Here is a 17,214-nt window from a genome sequence, read left to right on the forward strand (position 1 = left end):
TGGCATGGTTGAGCGTGACAAAAATGAAGAGCAGAGAAGTGCTCGCTCTGTCTTGCACGCTCACGGGGAGCAGCTTCGTGAAAATTTTTCCGCTTCGGTGCAAAAAGTGGGTCGGTTCTCTGGCCAGGTAGGTGAGTTCTCTGAACGGGCAGCGGGTATTCTGACCCGCAGAGATGCCCGTAGCATCAAGATTCGTTTGACCCTAACAGCCCTGTTCGTGTCGGTGCTTGCCCTGGTAATTGCGTCGGTGGGTAACTACTATTCCCTGCCGCATAGTCCAGAAGAAGCCGCTGAACAGTATATACAGGCGCTTCAGCGTGGCGATTATATCGACGGTCTGGACGAGGAAGCCTACAGAAGCTTCACATACACCTATCTCACCAACACTATCTACAGCTCCGCTCAAGGACGGGTGGAAAGCTATACCATTTTGAGTTCCGCCCCTGAGCCGGATGACCGTGCTGAAGTCACTGTGCGGGCCCTTGCCAACGGGCAAGAGCACGATTTGGTACTGCCATTTGTACTGGAGCCCAGAAGCGGCCCCTTCAATGACACCTGGAAACTAGCGACCTCAGCACAGAATTATCTGCAGTTAACCACCCCTGTGGATCTTTCAGAAATTACAGTCAACGGCCACTCTCTGAGCCTGCCTAAGACACGCCGTCTTAGGGTTGACGGGGGCTATTCTTGGCTGGTTCCTCTCTTGCCCGGTGCATACACCGTCTCGTTACCTTCAACGTCCTATTATGTACTTTCCCCGGTAGAGCGCACTGTGACTAGCTCCCTGCCCGACGGGAGTAGCGAAATATCCCTCCTAAACTTGGAGGTCCGCCCGTCCCCCCGCATGTGGAGAGAGACAGATGAACTCATTGATTCCTGGTTGAGTCGCTGTGAGAGTTCACGAAGGCTCGATGTCGTGGGGTGTCCCACCTCCGCTATCTATGGGAATGACTCAACTGCAACTATCAGTGATGTGCAGTGGAAGCTCGTCTCTCGACCTGCGTTTTACCTGGTTCAAGATACCGCCAAACCTAGCCTGTGGCATGCCTCTGAGCATGAACAGGCTGTCATGGATTTGACCTACCTAGCAGACGGTAAAGCCCAGCGAGAAATCATCACATTCACTATTGACGCTGAGGTAGTCTCAGATGGAAACCACGCCGATATTAGCGTCGGTCTGGGAGATAAAAAAACAAGTAGGGAAGAGCTACAAGAATCTGTTTCTGATGACGTTCTCTCCCAACCGACTCTCCAACAATTTGCCGCTACTTCTTAGGCGGACTCGAAGCAGGAAAGCATGTCTGAACAACCTCAGCATTACAGCCCCACCTACATCAATAACCCTGGGCACCCCTATTCATACGCCCAGGGCCAGCCTGTTTATATTGTCCAGGCCAAATCGACTCTCGTGGCCTACCTGCTCTTTATCTTCCTGTGGTGGCTCGGTGCCCATAAGTTCTACCTCCGCCAGCCCTTTATGGGGATTTTCTACCTTGTAGGGAATGCCATTGCGGCGGCCCTGACAGCAGGTATTCCTTTTGTTGGCTGGATATCTTATGCCCCCTTGGCCATTGTCATGCTGTGGGATCTCTTCACCATACCCGTGCGCGTAGGTTACCTCAATGCCCTGATGAAGAGCCGGGCCACCTACAGGAGCTAAGCCACTGGGAGTTGGGGCTTAGGTGCCCTAAGAAACAGCTCGCCTACAGTGCTGCGGGCAACACTCTTTAAAACCTCAAAAACCTGCCTAAACCCTCCCTACTCCTGTAAAGTGGGTGGAGTCTGTGCTGGTGCCAGCCAACACCTGAGCCCGGGCAGACAGTACGTAATCTCCTGCTATGGAAATCCCATAGCCGCTTAGCCCAAAGGAGGGGTTTAATCATGCGTGCATACGAACTGATGGTTATCCTCAACCCCGAGGTCGAGGACAAGGCTGTAGAGCCCACCCTCACCAAGTTCCTCGAAGTTGTCACCAAGGACAACGGCACCATCGAGAAGATGGACATCTGGGGCCGCCGTAAGCTCGCTTACGAAATCCAGAAGAAGAGCGAAGGCATCTACGCCGTTGTTAACTTCACCTCAACCCCCGAGACTGCTGCTGAACTGGACCGCGTTCTGAATCTGAACGAGTCCGTCATGCGCACCAAGATCATCCGCCCGGAAGATCAGCAGATCTCCTCCAAGTAAATGTTTGAAACGGGGCGAGGAAAACTAGGTTAACCTCCCGCGAGGGGCTTCTAAAATGTCAGACCCCCGTGCAAAACTTCAAATACTTACTCTTATAACTACGACCGGAGGCATCACATGGCTGGCGACACCGTCATTACCGTAATCGGTAACCTGACAGGCGATCCTGAGCTTCGCTTCACCCCCAACGGGGCAGCGGTAGCTAACTTCACGATCGCGTCAACCCCCCGCAACTTTGACCGCGCATCAGGCGAGTGGAAAGAAGGCGAGACCCTCTTCCTGCGTGCCAGCGTATGGCGTGAAGCTGCGGAGAACGTCGCTGAAACCCTCAAAAAGGGTATGCGCGTTATTGCGCAGGGCCGTCTAAAGTCCCGCTCGTATGAAACCAAAGAAGGCGAGCGTCGCACTTCAATGGAGCTAGAGATCGAAGAAATCGGTCCCTCACTCCGTTTTGCATCCGCTAACGTATCCCGTAACCAGCGCTCAGGTGGCAACTTTGGTGGCGACCAGGGCTTTGGTGGCGGCTACAACAATGCCAACCAGGGCGGCTACAACGCCGCACCCCAGGCTGGCTTTGGCGGTGGCGCAGGCTACGGCGGCCAGCAGGGCGGCTACGGCACCCCTGCCCCGCAGGCAAGCCCCGCAGTTCCTCCTCAGGCAGCTCCCCAGCAGGCACCGGCTCCAGCCGCTGACCCTTGGGGCCAGCAGTCCGGCGGTAACTATGACTGGGGTAGTGGAGCCGACGACGAGCCTCCCTTCTAAGGTGCTGGCAGGCACTTACCTGCCATATGCAGAGGAGGGTGCGCACCAAGTGTCCTTCTGTGAACAAGACCAAATATTCATCCATCCCGCGGTGAGAGCCGCGGGCTCCCAAGAGAAAAAGGAGCACCACGATGGCTAAGGCTGAAATCCGTAAGCCCAAACCCAAGCAGAACCCGCTGAAGGCTGCAGACGTTACCGTAATCGACTACAAGGACGTTGCACTTCTGCGTAAGTTCATCTCCGATCGCGGCAAGATCCGTGCCCGTCGCGTTACTGGCGTAACCGTTCAGGAACAGCGCAAGATTGCTCAGGCAATCAAGAACGCCCGCGAAGTTGCACTGCTGCCCTACTCAGGCGCTGGCCGCTAAATCGATAGGAGAGTAGAAGAACATGGCTAAGATCATTCTTACTCAGGAAGTCACCGGTCTCGGTGCTGCTGGCGACGTCGTTACCGTTAAGGACGGCTACGCTCGTAACTACCTGCTTCCCCGTGGCTTTGCAGTCACCTGGACTGTAGGCGGCGAAAAGCAGGTTGAGTCAATCCGTGCAGCTCGTGTAGCTCGCGCCAAGGCTAACCTCGAAGAAGCTAAGGCAACTGCGGCTGCTCTGTCGGCAAAGCCCGTTGTTGTCGCTCACAAGGCTGGCGCTGACGGCCGTCTCTTCGGCACCGTCAAGGCTGAGCACGTAGCTGAAGCTATTGAAGCTGCCGGTGCAGGTTCAATCGACAAGCGCGCTATTAACCTCGGTTCCGCTATCAAGCGCACCGGCGTTTACACTGTTTCCGTGCGTCTGCACGAAGACGTTGTAGCCAACGTTGAGCTGGATGTTGTAGCCGAGTAATAAACTCGTTTATTACCCGTTACGGCCAACCTAAAAGCCCCGTTTTCTCCCGTCAGGAGAGAACGGGGCTTTCGCATGGTCTGACACTGTGGCGCACTGTGGGATAGCTGTGGCTAATGTGGTGAAACTGGCGTGTGTAGTGGGTCCGTAGTATTCGGGTTTTCCAGGTTGGTTTGGCATGCTAGAGGGTATGGCTAAACCTACCCCGCGCCCTCAGAGCACCCAGACCTTTATTGCCGCTGTCGTAACTGAGGTAATTTCACTGATATCCCTTGTGTTGGCGTTTGCGGTCAATATTGGACCCCCCTCAACGGTTTTAGCTACCCTGCTAGGTTTTATGGTTCTTTCTGTTCTAGCTGCAGCCCTAGCTTTTATCCTTGCCCTGGTGGGACTGATCCGCTTTTCGCGGCACACCGGTGGCTTTATCGCAGTGATGGTGGTTTCGGTCCTTGCTAACCCTGTTCTGTGGTTCTTTATTATTGGTTCTTTTGCCTAAGAAGAAGTTTTTGCAGTAAAAAATATAAATACCCAGCTTGTTCCCAGGTAACTTAAAACCCACCATAAGCCTAGTGAGGTTATATAGAGGTATTAGCTTGAAAGGCTATAAGAAGCGAATGTGTGTGTGCTTCAAAGTCAGGTAATGCTGAACCTGTCTTTCATCGGAGAGTGGCGAGACCAGTATGGGGGCCTCGCCACTTTTTGTGCCTATCTGCGGTCTTCCCTGCACCCGACGGTGCTCTGGAGGCAAGAGAGGAACAGATATTCTCAGTCCGCCCACAGAAACAATCTATATCGCGCTCAGGCCGCTGGAGCATACTGGTAGTACAGGTTCAAGGGAAGAACAGCCGCAAGGTGGCCGGTTCTTCTGGACCTCAAGAAAGAAAGTGTGTATTTTGCATGGGTCTTTGATCGATGTGTAAATGTGTGTAATGGTGGTGCCGGGTCGCAGGACCCGGCACCACTGCTTTAAGCGCTTACCTGTAGGCAATAGATAAGCGGCCGTGTATCTCAAGGGCGTGTAGAGTTCTGTGGCTTATCGAATGCGTCTTAATCTGCACATAATAGACCCATGAAAGTTTTACTGGCGGTTGATAAATTCAAAGGAACCCTGAGCGGTGCGCGGCTCTGCGAAGCGCTGGCCGCGGGGATACAGAGCGTAGCACCTCACTATTCCGTGGTGCATTGCCCTATTGCTGATGGTGGTGATGGCACTGTCGATGCCGCTCTGGCCGCAGGTTACACCGAAGTGCAGTGCCAAGTGACCGGCCCCTTCTCTGGTCAGAAAGTTACTGCCCGCTACGCCTACTCTGAAGCTGAATATACCGCCGTCCTTGAGGTCGCTCAGGCTTGCGGTATGGCTTCACTGACTTCTGAACAGCTTGATACCTGGCACGCTACCTCCTACGGCGTGGGAGAGCTGCTGCTACATGCGGTAGAGAACGGGGCGCAGGTAGCTATTGTTGGCCTGGGTGGCTCTGCTACTACTGATGGGGGAGCGGGTATGCTTCAGGCGCTCGGTGTAAGTTTCTGCGACCGGCTAGGTAGGGAACTTGCTCCCGGCGGCGGTGCCTTAGCGGAACTAGCAGGCGTGGATATCTCCGGGCTAGATGCCCGCTTGCAGGACCTCAACATCATTGTTGCCAGTGACGTTACCAACCCCCTTGTTGGCCCTCATGGTGCGGCGGCAGTCTATGGGCCACAGAAGGGAGCCACCCCGGAGCAAGTCCCCTTACTGGACCAAAACCTTGAAAAGCTAGCTGTCCTCGTTGAAGAATCACTTAATGTTTCACGTGGAACATTCGCGCACGCACCCGGGGCCGGGGCGGCTGGTGGGTTGGGCTTTGCCTGCATGTCTGTTCTTGGTGCAAGTGTGAGCCCCGGCGTGGATATCTGCTGTGAGTTCACGGGCTTCTACGATGCGCTTGCTTGCGCAGATCTTGTTGTCACCGGGGAAGGTAAATTTGATGAGCAGACCCTCCAGGGGAAAGGGCCTGCTGGCGTTGCTGACGCGGCGCACCAAAAGGGTATCCCTGCCATTGCGGTGTGCGGTATCAATGAACTGCGTCAAGAACAATATCAGGGGGCAGGTTTCACCGCTGTTTACTCGGTAACAGCCGATACCCAGGCAAGGCTGGCAGAGTCGCTAGCTGACCCGGCTCCCTATGTGCAGGAGCTAGGTGCGCTGATAGCGCGTAATTACCTTGAACCCCCAGAGGGAATCAAAGCCGGTCAATAAACGATTTTACTGGGTTGTTTTACTTCTTTTTCCAGTAGCCTTTTGAATACCCGTGGCCCTTGGGAACCCCTAGCTCCCGCCGTACCCATGCTCTGAGTGGCTGAATAGAACCCGACTCTCCTGCAAGCCAGGTAAAGATAGCGCCCTGGGGCAGGGGGTAAGACTGAACGGCATCAGCTAGCGCCCCGGGCAGGGTGGAGTCGACCCAAACCAGCTCAAAGTTTTCGGGTGCATCAATCTGCTGGTGTGAATCCGGGCCTGCTACCTGGATAAAAGCTACACCCCGGGCATCGTAGGGCATGGACTCGATCCACCGAGCCATGCCGGGTAGTCCGGTTTCGTCCCCCGCAAGCAGGTAGAAATCGTAGTCGTCACTAATCTCGTAGCCGGACTTTGGGCCCAGAAGGTGGATGAGGTCCCCCACCGCTGCCTCCTGCGCCCAGGTAGTGCCTGCTCCTGCTTCATGGAGAACGATATTGATTTCAAGCGCCCCGGTTTCTTCCTTGTAGGAGCGAACCGTGTACTTAGTGCTCTTGGTGGGCTGGTTCCACCGCACCTTGTTTTTGGCCTGATCAGGTTCGGGGAGCGCTTCACCCTGTTTACCGGTCACAAGTCGAATATACTCACCCACCAGGCCCTGTGACTCAGCGCGGGCTTGACCGGCAGGTTCAGCTACTAGGCGCATAACGGTGGGGGTGAGTTTGCCTACCTCAGTGACCTTGTAAGGGGCGTAGCCGTTCTTGTACTTGCCGGACTTCATGGGTGCAGGGTAGGCGCTCTGTGCTGGCTTACTCGTATTTTGCGAGTCGGTTGATTCTGCCTCAGTCGGCACCTCTGGAGTGGGGGCGGCTGAAGCTGTGTAGGCAGCCAAGGACTCTTCTAGCTTTTGCACCCGTTTGAGAAGTTTCTTGTGGCTCTTTCTAAGGTGCCTAAGTTCCTTGATGAGGTCTTTGGCATCATTCTCTTTGCCTTTGTTCTTTTTGCCCACGTGTAGTCCTTTCAGGTGCGCGATACAGCGGTCTCTCAGACCTGTCTGGTCTCATGTACCATGCTACTCCTGTATGGTTGTCTGCATCACACGGGGTGAACTATGTTTCCAGATACCGCCTTCACCCCTCTAGCCTCAGAGCGAAGAGGGTAGGACACACCTACCCTAAAGTGAGATGATAGAAGCTCACCATCTTTTGATCCGAAGGGGCAGCTTTGTCTGAGAGTCAGTCTGAATTTGTTCGCACACCGCCGCACGACGACACCGCAGAACAGTCAGTTCTGGGAGGCATGATGCTGTCCAAGGACGCTATTGCCGACGTTGTTGAGGTCATCGGTGGCGGCGCAGACTTCTACAAGCCTGCCCACGAGATGATTTACGAAGCGATTATCAACCTTTACGGGCACGGCGAACCGGCAGACGCGATTACCGTAGCCGATGAGCTCACCAAGCGCGGCGAACTCAACAGGGTAGGTGGGGCAGCCTACCTGCACAGCCTTATCGCCAGTGTGCCCACAGCGGCTAACGCCGGTTTCTACGCCGAAATTGTGGCAGAACGGGCTATGCTCCGCCGCCTGGTCGAGGCGGGGACAAAGATTGTTCAACTGGGCTACTCCGGCGATGGTGAAGCGGAAGACCTGGTGAACGCTGCCCAGGCCGAAATCTATGGTGTATCGGCTAATAACACCAGGGAAGACTACGTCCCGCTGTCCGAAGCCATGAACAGCACCGTTGAAGAAATCGAAGCTAACGGTTCACGTGCTGGCGGTATCCACGGTGTTCCCACCGGCTTCATCGAGTTTGATGAACTTACTGCTGGTTTGCAACCTGGTCAAATGGTTGTGGTGGCGGCCCGCCCTGCTATGGGTAAAGCTCTCGCGCTTGACACCCCGATTCCCACCCCGGAAGGTTGGACTACCATGGGTGATATTCGGGTCGGTGATCTTGTTCTCGGTGCAGACGGCCGCCCCACCAAGGTCATCAATGCAACCGAAGTTATGACCGGCCGTCCCTGCTATACCGTGACCTTTGACGACGGAACCCGCATTATTGCCGATGCTGAGCACCAGTGGCTTACCCACACACGGGCTTCCCGTCGCGCTCGCATCAAGGTAGGGGCAGGGGGACCTGCGGTAGATGAGCCGCAGCTGGCAGGTGCTAAGGTACGCACTACCGCTGAGATTCATGAGACGGTGCGCTGCGCTACCGCTGATAACCGCGCTAACCATTGCATTTCCAATGCCAGTGCACTTCAGCTGCCCGACGCTGATCTTCCTATTGCCCCATACACTCTTGGGGTATGGCTGGGTGACGGCGCCGCCGCTTCTGCTCGCATCACCACAGCAGATGATGAGGTTCTCCAGGGAATTGAAGCTGATGGGTACGACATCCGCCAGGTTCAGGGCCTTACCTATTCAGTTCATCTCCCACAAGAAAACCGGGAGTTTACGAAACACTGCCAGGTTTGTGGGAAAGAATTCACCCACACTGACCGAAACGTCACCACATGCTCCCGTACCTGCGGGGGTAAGCATAAAAATCTCATTGCTACTCCACAGTCTCGTGCGACCTGCATTGACTGTGGGAGGCCGTGTACTGCCGGTTTGCGATGCTTGAGCTGCCACCGTTCTCGGGCGAGTGTGCAGGGGCGTTTGCGTACTCTGGGTGTTTTGAATAATAAGCACATTCCTATGTCGTACCTTCGCGCATCGGAGTTGCAGCGCAGGGCTCTCCTGGCGGGCCTTTTGGACAGCGATGGGACAGTGACCAACGCGGGATGTGTTCAGTTTGTTGTCACCAACAGACAGCTTGCTCTTGATGTGCAGGAACTCGTCCATTCTTTGGGCTATCGCACCGGCCTGCGGACCAAGAAAGTGGCTGCTCGTACCCCAGAAAGTTCAACCGCGTACAAGCTGACCTTCTCTACCTCAGATACCGTTTTTGGCTTGTCCCGCAAGAACCAGATGCACCGCGAACGGGATGCCCGTCCTACGGCTAAGCGTACTTGGCGTTACATTGTGTCTGTTGAGCCTGTTGAATCTGTTCCGGTGCGTTGCATTGAGGTTGATAACAGCGACCACCTTTTCCTGGCATCATCTGCTTTTGTGCCGACACATAACTCTACGTTCGCTTTGGATATAGCTCGTTCGGCGGCTATTAAGCACAAGATGACCACGGTTTTCTTCTCCCTAGAAATGGGGCGTAACGAAATTGCCATGAAGATCCTGTCGGCTGAGGCCGGTATCAACCTGTCAGACCTGCGTAAGGGCCGACTGGACGATGACCAGTGGGCCAAGATTGCAACGGCTATGGGCAAGATGGACTCCGCGCCGCTCTTCATTGATGATTCACCGAACATGACCCTTATGGAGATCCGCGCTAAGGCCCGCCGTCTCAAGCAGAAGAACGACCTCAAACTGATTGTTCTGGACTACCTCCAGCTCATGAGTTCCGGTAAGAAAGTGGAATCTCGCCAGCAAGAGGTTTCAGAGTTCTCGCGTGCCCTCAAGCTGATGGCTAAGGAGCTTGAAGTTCCCCTGATTGCCCTATCGCAGCTTAACCGTGGTTCTGAGCAGCGCCCCGACAAGAAGCCCCAGGTCTCTGACCTTCGTGAGTCGGGTTGTTTGACGGCAGATACTCGCATCCTACGGTCAGATACAGGTGCCGAGGTAACCATGGCTGAGCTTTTCGCGCAGGGAGCTCGGGATATCCCTGTCTGGTCTTTGGGTGACGATATGCGCTTTGTGGAGCGTCACCTCACCCACGTTTTCTCAACCGGGGTGAAGCCTGTATACCGTCTAACTCTTGCATCCGGTAAGACTCTCCGCGCTACTGCCAACCACCCCTTCTTCACCTACACCGGCTGGAAGGGGCTGGGAGAACTATCCGTAGGTGACCGGCTCGGTGTACCCCGGCACGTTAACGGCCCGTCTGTTCGTACCCGGTGGACCGATGAGCAGGTTATTCTGCTAGCTCACATGATTGGTGATGGTTCAGCGCTTGCCCACCAGCCTATCCGCTACGCCTCTATCGATCCGGAAAACCTTGATGCGGTGGCTGAGTCAGCCCGTAAGCAGTTCGGAATTACCGGTGTTCGTGATACTCACCCGGCGGCTCGCTGTACTTCTTTGCGTCTACCGTCACCGGAGAAACTGACCCACGGTAAAGGCAATCCCTTGGCTGCGTGGCTCGATGAACTGGGGCTCTTTGATAAGCGTTCTTGGGAGAAATTTATTCCGGAGCAGGTCTTTGCTCTGCCCAAACGTCAGATTGCTCTGTTTATCAAGCATCTTTGGGCTACTGATGGCTCGGTAACTCTCAATAAGAATGGCCGGGCGGGCCGTATCTACTACGGTTCGACCTCTCGTGCTCTCGTGGATCAGCTATCGCTTCTTCTTCTGCGGTTTGGCATTAACTCGCGGGTTCGCGCTAGCACTATCAAGGGCGAATATCGCCAGGGGTACAGCCTGGACATTTCTGGGCGTGATGAACAGCTGAGGTTTTTACGCGAAATCTCTTCCTACGGGGAGCGGGCTAAGAACTGTGCCTTGCTCCTTGCTGCTCTGACCGATGGGGGATCCTCTTCCAATACGAATGGTGATACAGCACCCGTCCAGGTTTGGGATGACGTGAGAAAGATTCTGTCGGAGGAAGGCATGAGCCACCGTGAGTTCCAGGCCGCTATGGGCTCACAGTACTGCGGCTCCTCCTATGACAAGAGTGCGCCGTCTGGCTCGCGCCTGGAGAAGGTTGCTACGGTCCTTGATGCCGCAGATTTAGAGATGCTGGCGGTTAATGACCTGTTCTGGGATACCGTGACCGGGATTGAATACGACGGCCAAGAAGAGGTCTTTGACGCTACTGTCCTGGGGAATCACAACTTTGTTGCTAACGGCATTACCGTTCACAACTCGATTGAGCAGGACGCGGATATGGTCATTCTGCTTCACCGTGAGGACTACTACGATAAGGAGTCCACTCGCGCTGGCGAAGCCGACGTCATTGTGGCTAAGCACCGTAACGGCCCCACTAAGACCATTGCGGTTGCCTTCCAGGGCCACTATTCGCGCTTTGCCAACATGGTGCACGATTCCTACACCGGTACTGAAACCTTTTAGGGGCTAGACTAACTGCATCCCATACATAAGGTAGCCGGCGGCTGGTGGCTAGAGATAGAATCCCTGGTCAACTTCAGTCTCCAGACGGCTTGACCGATCCGGTATTGGGTGAGGCGATCATGGGGCAAAATCAAGGAGGGGAAGCAATGCATCGGTCTAGAACGGTGCTCTTATCGGTTTCTTTACTACTGATTGAGCTGATCGCTGGGATTCAGATTTATGTTCTCTCGCTTGTGACTCCCGAAATTGGTGCCGAGCTTAAAGCTCAACAATATTTTGGCCTGATTACGACCACATCATTGGCTGCCTCATTTGTGACTATTCCACTTGCACCGCTGGCGCTTGGGCGCTGGAAGGCGTCATCCTTACTTCTTGCCGGCACCTGGGTTACCGTAATTGGTGGGGTTACTAGCGCCCTTGCCCCCAATATCTGGGTTTTTGCTACTGGGCGTATCTTTTCAGGTCTAGCTGCTGGCTTGTTAGGGGCAGTGTCGCTGGCCGCTATCGTAAGGCATCTTGAAGCGCGGTGGCGCCAGATGGTGCTGGCTGGTTACTCTGCCATGTGGGTAATTTCTTCTCTTGTTGGCCCCCTGTATGCTGCCTTGATATCCGAGCTTCTCAGTTGGCGTTGGGCCCTTGTTCTTTACCTGCCGCTGCTTCTGCTGGCGCGAACGCTGGTTGCTGTGAGCCTCCGTGAACATTCTCAAGTTGTGGAGCACAGGGGCGAGTCTGCGGGGAGAACGCTCCTTCTTTCCCTTGCCCTCTTTACCTCTGTCCTTACTATTTCGCTCTCTAATGGATCCCAGCACAGTATCTGGTTGGCTCTTCCCTGCGGTGTTGCTGGTGCCTTATTTTTTGCACGTCTCTTGCTACCAGCGGGTGTTTTTTCTGCCAGAAGGGGCCGTCCTTCCGCTGTTCTCCTCAAGTTCTTGCTGACAGGTATCTACTTGGGTGCAGATTCCATTATTGCTGTGGCCATATCGGAGCGGTTTGATGATTCGGTTTCTCTGATCTCTGCTACTTTGATGTCCTCAGGGCTGGCATGGGCTGTTGTAGGCATGTTCACCGGCGCTAAACCTGCAACTGGTAGGTATTTTATCTGGCGGGGGAGTCTCGGTATTGCCTGTCTTTCAGCCGGCTTGATTGGTATTGGCTACCTTTTAGTGGTTCTCCCAACCGGAGCGGCTCTCATACTGACCTGCTGTTCTGGTATGACAGGCCTAGGCATAGGGCTTATCTATCTGGATGTCATGAATGCTTTATTTGAGAAGCCTCCCCGTGCTGATGGTCTTAAGGACGCTGAGCTTGCCACTGCCTCTGTACTGAGTGAGTCAATTGCATCGACTGTCTGCGCTGCTGTGCTGGCATCTGTAGTGTCAAAGCTTGTTATATCCGGGGCTGAGGCTGAAATAGGTTGGTTGTTTATTGCCTTAGGCGCAGTTGCCCCCCTACTACTGGTTCCGCTTAGAAGGACTGTTGACCTCAGGTAGTTATAGGAAAGTGGGTGTAGGTTTTGGGGCGACCGGTCTTTTGAGCGAAAGCCAGCTGTACGATAGCACCAGAAGATTCGCAAGGGGCATCTTTAGCTCTGGGTCACCGGCCAGTTGTGCTTGGTGCGAGTTCACTCCAAAACTGAGAAGATGTTAGAGAATGTATGTGACTTACTTCGGAACCAATACTCTTATTCTTGTGGCGGGCTGCCTAGGCTGAAGCTTTCGTTGAGTAGGGCATAAGAGTCTTGGGCAGTGGTGATTGTTGTGCCTGGATGTATCGCATAAAAACATAACCATCTCACTTACCGTTAGGCCAGCTAGACGAAAAGGAGGAGTCCTCTCTTGTTGGAACCACCGCAGGGCTGGGGTCCCGCCTTACATGAGTATCTGGGGATTGAGCTTTGGCGTATTCCTATCGTGATGTTATCCGCAGTGGGTATCTACTTAACCTTTTTGGTGCTTGTCCGCATCTTTGGGGTGCGGGTTCTTAGTGGTTGGAACGGCTTTGATGCGGTCATCATCATTATGTTTGGTGCTGTTGCTGGTCGTGTCATCATTGGTCACCCTCCCACTCTTGCTTCGGGCATGGTGGGCCTTGGAACGCTCATGCTCTTAGAGATTATCTTTGGGGCAGTGCAGTCGGTGACCGGTATCCGCCACCTCAACCATAAGCCACGCGTCATCATGGCCCACGGTAAGTTTGTGGTGCGCAACCTCAAGCGCTCGCATTTGGCGCCGGCAGAGATTTATGCAGCCCTGCGTAAAGCTGGTATTTCTCAGTTTGATCAGGTTCAGTGCGTCATTTTAGAGGTGACCGGTCACCTCAGTATCGTACGTGAAGGTGAGGATATTGACCCTAAGCTGCTACGCGGTGTTATCGGCGCTGAAAAGGTTCTCACCGGTAGAGCTGGCTCTACCACAGAGTGAGTGGGCTGGAATCAAGAGTAGAGTTTGCTCCACTGTTTAGTGCTGTCTGTTCATCAAGAATAGAAGTATGACAAACATTTCTCATACTCAGCGCAAGGAACCATCCGTCAGGAGCCTGTGGCGGCGTATGGCTAGCCCTTTTTACGTGTTTTCCGCAGGCCCTTGGCTTGCTTTGGCTACTCTCTTGGCCCAGGGTCTGATGTCCACGGTGGTTCTTAGCCTCATCGCTTCCGTGATCGGGATTGCGCTTCTGCCTTTTGCGGCTATTGGGTTTGGTCTCTATGAGCGGTGGCGTTTGAAGGTCAGCGGATACGGCCAGATTCGAGACGGCCATGTGAGCTATCCCGGTGAGAACTTCTTTGACGGTTTACTTTTCCGCCTAAAAGAGGTAGCGACCTGGCGTGAGGTTGGCTCGCTTGCCCTGACTGTTGTGGGCGGACTGCTAGCCTTAGCGGTCCTCTCTTTGCAGGCAACTATCCTCAGAGGATGTATCAGTGCCGCTATTTATTTACAGAGCGGGCATTATCTTTACTTGGTTGCGCGGGGGACCTATATCAACGTCTACACCTGGGGTGAGTACGACTACAACCGTGAGCAAGGAACATTTACTGATAGTGATGTCACCCGAATCTACCCTCAGAACTGGTGGTACCTGCTTGTTATAGTTCTTGTTTCCCTCATCATCTTTGCCTATCTGAACGGTCTTTTAGCGGCGGCCGGTGCCAGCCTCTCCAAACTGATTCTTTCCCCTCGCCCCGAGGAGCAACAAAAACAGCTTGCCCAGCTTGCAGCTTCCCGCACCAAGATCGTTGACGCTTTTGAAAGTGAGCGCCGCCGGATTGAACGGAACCTACACGATGGTGTTCAGCAGGAGCTGGTGAATCTTAACCTGCGTCTGGGTCTGGCGGAGATGGAGGCTAAGGGCCTTGCCGATAGCATCCAGGACGAGCGGGCTAGCAGGCTGTTTGAGCACGTCATCGAAGCCCGAGCTCAGCTTGCCCACGCTCAGAACACCTTGCGCGATACGGTGCGGGGAATCTACCCACCGGTGCTTGAGGACTACGGGTTGAAAGCGGCCCTGGAAGAGCTGGCCCGCCACACCCTCATTCCGGTTCACCTGACCTATGACGCTCCGGAGCGTCTACCCCAGCAGATTGAGCGGGCCGCCTACTACACGGTGACCGAGGCTGTCACGAACACTCTCAAGTACGCACAGGCACAGCGTATCTCGATAACGGTTGCGGTGGTTGAGAACCTACTTGTGCTCAGTCTAGAAGATGACGGCATAGGAGGAGCTAACCTGGATGGTGGCACCGGCCTGGCTGGTCTGGTAGAACGGGCAGCGGCTCTGGGCGGACATGCTCAGCTTGATTCGCCGCAGGGTGGGCCTACCCGGCTGACGGTCAGTTTGCCGCTGGCCTAGGGTCCTGATTGAGCAAAGAACCGGTGGGTAGATTATTTACCTGCCGGTTCTTGGGCAGTAGAAAGTAGCCGGGGTCTGTACCCTGGGAATGAGACACCGTTGAAAGGCCGCTCATGCGTATTATCCTTGCCGAAGATTCTGCTCTGCTCCGTCAGGGGCTGGCGATGGTTCTGGGCGCTATGGGTCATACCGTTATTGCAGAGGTTGAGGACGCTCCGTCTTTGCTGGCCGCCGTCCATGCGGCACAGACCGGTGAGGGGGTCGATATCGTGATTACCGACGTGCGTATGCCCCCAACCCACACGTCCGATGGGTTGAAAGCTGCCTTGGAACTTCGTGAGGCTTACCCTGGTTTGCCAATTGTGGTGTTATCGCAGTACATCACGACAGCCTATGCGCGGGAACTTTTTGCGCGTTCGGCGGCTGGGCTTGGTTATGTTCTCAAAGATCGGGTGGGTGATATTGAGGAGTTCGCTCAGACGCTCACCACCGTGACCAACGGGGGCACCGTCATTGATCCCGATGTGGTGCAACACCTTTTGGGTGCGGGAACTCCACCGGTATCACCAGAAAGCGGCGGGGTGCTGGCAGCTTCTGCATCTGTGCCTGCCAGGACTGATGGGAAGCTGGCTCGCCTGTCCCCCAGGGAGTTAGAGATTCTGAGGCTCATGGCTCGGGGTTACTCCAACGCAGAGATTGAGCAGGACCTTTATATTTCGGCAGCTACCGTTGCTAAGCATGTGGGTAACATTTTTGACAAGCTTGACCTTCCCGCTGATACCGGTAATCGGCGGGTCCGGGCCGTCCTCGCTTTCTTAGACATTTAGTCGTTAATCATCGCTTCTGCCAGTATCTCTAGGCCCCGGTGGGCTTGCTCGGTGCTGGGGGAGAGGTTAGAGATCATAATTTCATCGGCCTGGACCATATTGGCAAAGCGGGTGAGGTAGTCCTTGATGTCGGGTGCTGTGCCAAGTGCGGTGTAGCGGAGCATATCCAGAATCTGCTGGCCCTGGCTTGATTCTACGAGCAGGTCGAGTTCTTCATCGGTCATATCGCGGTCATCGAGGCGCATCATTGATTTGACGCGCTGGCGGTGGGCGATAACCTGCTGGGCTTTGGCTTCTTGCATACTGTCCGCTGCAATGACGTTAGCGGCGGCAATAACGTAGGGCTCCTGGAGCTGCTCTGAGGGAGCGAAGCGATCGCGGTAGACCTTGATGGCCTGTTCAAGCTGGGTGGGTGCAAAGTGTGAGGCAAAGGCGTAGGGCAGACCTAAAGAGCCCGCTAGAGAGGCACCGAAGAGTGAGGACCCCAGGATGTAGAGGGGAACATTGGTACCTGCGCCAGGGGTTGCATGTACTTCTGGGACCAGTGTCTTACCGGTGAGGTAGCCCTGGAGTTCTTGGACATCCTGGGGGAACCGTTCGGCATCTCGTGGGTCGCGGCCTAGCGCACGGAGGGTGCGCATATCGGTTCCGGGTGCGCGTCCCAGACCCAGGTCTATGCGGTCGGGGTACATTTCTGCCAGCGTGCCGAACTGTTCGGCAACGGTGAGCGGGGAGTGGTTGGGGAGCATTACCCCGCCCGCGCCCAGCCTAATTTTCTGGGTGTGGGCGCCAACATGGGCAATAAGAACTGCGGGAGCAGATGAAGCGATGCGCTTCATATTGTGGTGTTCTGCGTACCAGATGCGGTCGTAGCCTAGTTTTTCTGCCTGCTGGGCTAGGGCCACAGACCTTTTGAAGCTATTTGAGGGGCCTTCCCCAGGGAAGATGAGCGCGAAGTCAAGTAATGAGAGTGCTGGCATTGGTTTTCCTTGCTCAGGGTGATGCTCTTATCTAGGTCCTAGAACGTGCGGAGGTTTGCTTGTATTCCCTACCGTGCCGATAGTGGGAGTTGAATATCCAGGTAATGAGTAAAGCTGAGGGCCGTTGAGGGGCAAAACGGGGAGAGCGGTAGGAAATTTTGGTGGACTAGGTCATAGATATATACCATAGACCTGCCTCACAGATAGCTTTTGACTAGGTGAAACATCATTGCAGAGAGAGGCTGGGGGTGGGAAAAAGCCCCTTTTGGGCCCCTTTGAGCCCGTCCTCTCCTCTTTTTCGATTTGCGCGGTGTGAAAAACCTGCGTAAAGTATTACCAGTCGCCGCGGCGAGGGAAACCCCGCCAAGCCAACAAAACGCCTAATCACACAGCGAAAACCCCACCAGCGGGAAGCTGCCAGAATCGGGAAAAT

At 54.8% G+C, this 17,214-nt stretch carries 15 protein-coding genes; 13 read left to right on the top strand and 2 right to left on the bottom strand.

What is annotated here, in order from left to right:
• Nucleotides 1–4: 4 nt before the first annotated feature.
• The 8 genes from ACN08V_RS08245 (at nt 5) to ACN08V_RS08280 (ending at nt 6,025) form a co-directional block, all read left to right on the top strand.
• Nucleotides 5–1,276, top strand: a complete 1,272-nt coding sequence (locus ACN08V_RS08245; protein ID WP_419105207.1) for a hypothetical protein — start codon at nt 5–7, stop codon at nt 1,274–1,276.
• A 21-nt stretch (nt 1,277–1,297) separates the two neighbouring features.
• The gene (locus ACN08V_RS08250) at nt 1,298–1,660 is read left to right on the top strand and encodes a TM2 domain-containing protein (RefSeq protein ID WP_419100737.1); all 363 of its coding nucleotides are present in this window, start codon (nt 1,298–1,300) and stop codon (nt 1,658–1,660) included.
• 221 nt (nt 1,661–1,881) lie between these two features.
• Nucleotides 1,882–2,187: a 30S ribosomal protein S6 gene (gene rpsF / locus ACN08V_RS08255; protein ID WP_419100738.1), complete on the top strand. Its 306-nt coding sequence runs from the start codon at nt 1,882–1,884 to the stop codon at nt 2,185–2,187.
• Nucleotides 2,188–2,304: 117 nt separating this feature from the next.
• Nucleotides 2,305–2,949, top strand: a complete 645-nt coding sequence (locus ACN08V_RS08260; protein WP_419105208.1) for a single-stranded DNA-binding protein — start codon at nt 2,305–2,307, stop codon at nt 2,947–2,949.
• 131 nt (nt 2,950–3,080) lie between these two features.
• On the top strand, nt 3,081–3,317 hold the full coding sequence (gene rpsR / locus ACN08V_RS08265; protein WP_004005948.1) for a 30S ribosomal protein S18: 237 nt from the start codon (nt 3,081–3,083) through the stop codon (nt 3,315–3,317).
• Nucleotides 3,318–3,339: 22 nt separating this feature from the next.
• Nucleotides 3,340–3,789, top strand: a complete 450-nt coding sequence (gene rplI / locus ACN08V_RS08270) for a 50S ribosomal protein L9 (protein ID WP_419100740.1) — start codon at nt 3,340–3,342, stop codon at nt 3,787–3,789.
• A gap of 190 nt (nt 3,790–3,979) precedes the next feature.
• Complete coding sequence (locus ACN08V_RS08275) at nt 3,980–4,285, top strand: hypothetical protein (RefSeq protein ID WP_419100741.1); 306 nt, start codon at nt 3,980–3,982, stop codon at nt 4,283–4,285.
• 573 nt (nt 4,286–4,858) lie between these two features.
• Nucleotides 4,859–6,025, top strand: a complete 1,167-nt coding sequence (locus ACN08V_RS08280) for a glycerate kinase (protein ID WP_419105209.1) — start codon at nt 4,859–4,861, stop codon at nt 6,023–6,025.
• A 19-nt stretch (nt 6,026–6,044) separates the two neighbouring features.
• On the opposite strand, the gene ACN08V_RS08285 is transcribed toward ACN08V_RS08280, so the two are convergent.
• Entirely contained in the window at nt 6,045–7,013 is a 969-nt protein-coding gene (locus tag ACN08V_RS08285) for a siderophore-interacting protein (RefSeq protein WP_419105210.1), read from the bottom strand.
• A gap of 215 nt (nt 7,014–7,228) precedes the next feature.
• On the opposite strand from ACN08V_RS08285, the gene ACN08V_RS08290 reads away from it, so the two are divergent.
• The 5 genes from ACN08V_RS08290 (at nt 7,229) to ACN08V_RS08310 (ending at nt 15,801) form a co-directional block, all read left to right on the top strand.
• On the top strand, nt 7,229–11,131 hold the full coding sequence (locus tag ACN08V_RS08290) for a replicative DNA helicase (protein WP_419105211.1): 3,903 nt from the start codon (nt 7,229–7,231) through the stop codon (nt 11,129–11,131).
• A 146-nt stretch (nt 11,132–11,277) separates the two neighbouring features.
• On the top strand, nt 11,278–12,621 hold the full coding sequence (locus ACN08V_RS08295; protein WP_419105212.1) for an MFS transporter: 1,344 nt from the start codon (nt 11,278–11,280) through the stop codon (nt 12,619–12,621).
• Nucleotides 12,622–12,966: 345 nt separating this feature from the next.
• Nucleotides 12,967–13,551 carry a DUF421 domain-containing protein gene (locus tag ACN08V_RS08300; protein ID WP_419105213.1) on the top strand — a complete coding sequence of 195 codons (585 nt, stop codon included), beginning with the start codon at nt 12,967–12,969 and terminating at the stop codon, nt 13,549–13,551.
• A gap of 67 nt (nt 13,552–13,618) precedes the next feature.
• Nucleotides 13,619–14,974: a histidine kinase gene (locus ACN08V_RS08305; protein WP_419105214.1), complete on the top strand. Its 1,356-nt coding sequence runs from the start codon at nt 13,619–13,621 to the stop codon at nt 14,972–14,974.
• A 113-nt stretch (nt 14,975–15,087) separates the two neighbouring features.
• Nucleotides 15,088–15,801, top strand: coding sequence for a response regulator transcription factor (locus ACN08V_RS08310; protein ID WP_419105215.1), 714 nt, complete (start codon nt 15,088–15,090; stop codon nt 15,799–15,801).
• On the opposite strand, the gene ACN08V_RS08315 is transcribed toward ACN08V_RS08310, so the two are convergent.
• Nucleotides 15,798–16,781 (bottom strand): LLM class flavin-dependent oxidoreductase, encoded by a 984-nt coding sequence (locus tag ACN08V_RS08315; RefSeq protein WP_419105216.1) that lies wholly within the window; start codon nt 16,779–16,781, stop codon nt 15,798–15,800. The two genes, ACN08V_RS08310 and ACN08V_RS08315, sit on opposite strands and share 4 nt — an antisense overlap.
• Between the last annotated feature and the right edge of the window lie 433 nt (nt 16,782–17,214).

This window comes from Rothia sp. P5766 (genome assembly GCF_048513555.1).
Lineage (GTDB): Bacteria > Actinomycetota > Actinomycetes > Actinomycetales > Micrococcaceae > Rothia.

Excerpts from the sequence above, each read along its gene's own strand:
- ACN08V_RS08245 (WP_419105207.1), top strand. The coding sequence starts at position 5 with ATGGTTGAGCGTGACAAAAATGAAGAGCAGAGAAGTGCTCGCTCTGTC.
- ACN08V_RS08250 (WP_419100737.1), top strand. The coding sequence starts at position 1,298 with ATGTCTGAACAACCTCAGCATTACAGCCCCACCTACATCAATAACCCT.
- rpsF (WP_419100738.1), top strand. The coding sequence starts at position 1,882 with ATGCGTGCATACGAACTGATGGTTATCCTCAACCCCGAGGTCGAGGAC.
- ACN08V_RS08260 (WP_419105208.1), top strand. The coding sequence starts at position 2,305 with ATGGCTGGCGACACCGTCATTACCGTAATCGGTAACCTGACAGGCGAT.
- rpsR (WP_004005948.1), top strand. The coding sequence starts at position 3,081 with ATGGCTAAGGCTGAAATCCGTAAGCCCAAACCCAAGCAGAACCCGCTG.
- rplI (WP_419100740.1), top strand. The coding sequence starts at position 3,340 with ATGGCTAAGATCATTCTTACTCAGGAAGTCACCGGTCTCGGTGCTGCT.
- ACN08V_RS08275 (WP_419100741.1), top strand. The coding sequence starts at position 3,980 with ATGGCTAAACCTACCCCGCGCCCTCAGAGCACCCAGACCTTTATTGCC.
- ACN08V_RS08280 (WP_419105209.1), top strand. The coding sequence starts at position 4,859 with ATGAAAGTTTTACTGGCGGTTGATAAATTCAAAGGAACCCTGAGCGGT.
- ACN08V_RS08295 (WP_419105212.1), top strand. The coding sequence starts at position 11,278 with ATGCATCGGTCTAGAACGGTGCTCTTATCGGTTTCTTTACTACTGATT.
- ACN08V_RS08305 (WP_419105214.1), top strand. The coding sequence starts at position 13,619 with ATGACAAACATTTCTCATACTCAGCGCAAGGAACCATCCGTCAGGAGC.
- ACN08V_RS08310 (WP_419105215.1), top strand. The coding sequence starts at position 15,088 with ATGCGTATTATCCTTGCCGAAGATTCTGCTCTGCTCCGTCAGGGGCTG.
- ACN08V_RS08315 (WP_419105216.1), bottom strand. The coding sequence starts at position 16,781 with ATGCCAGCACTCTCATTACTTGACTTCGCGCTCATCTTCCCTGGGGAA.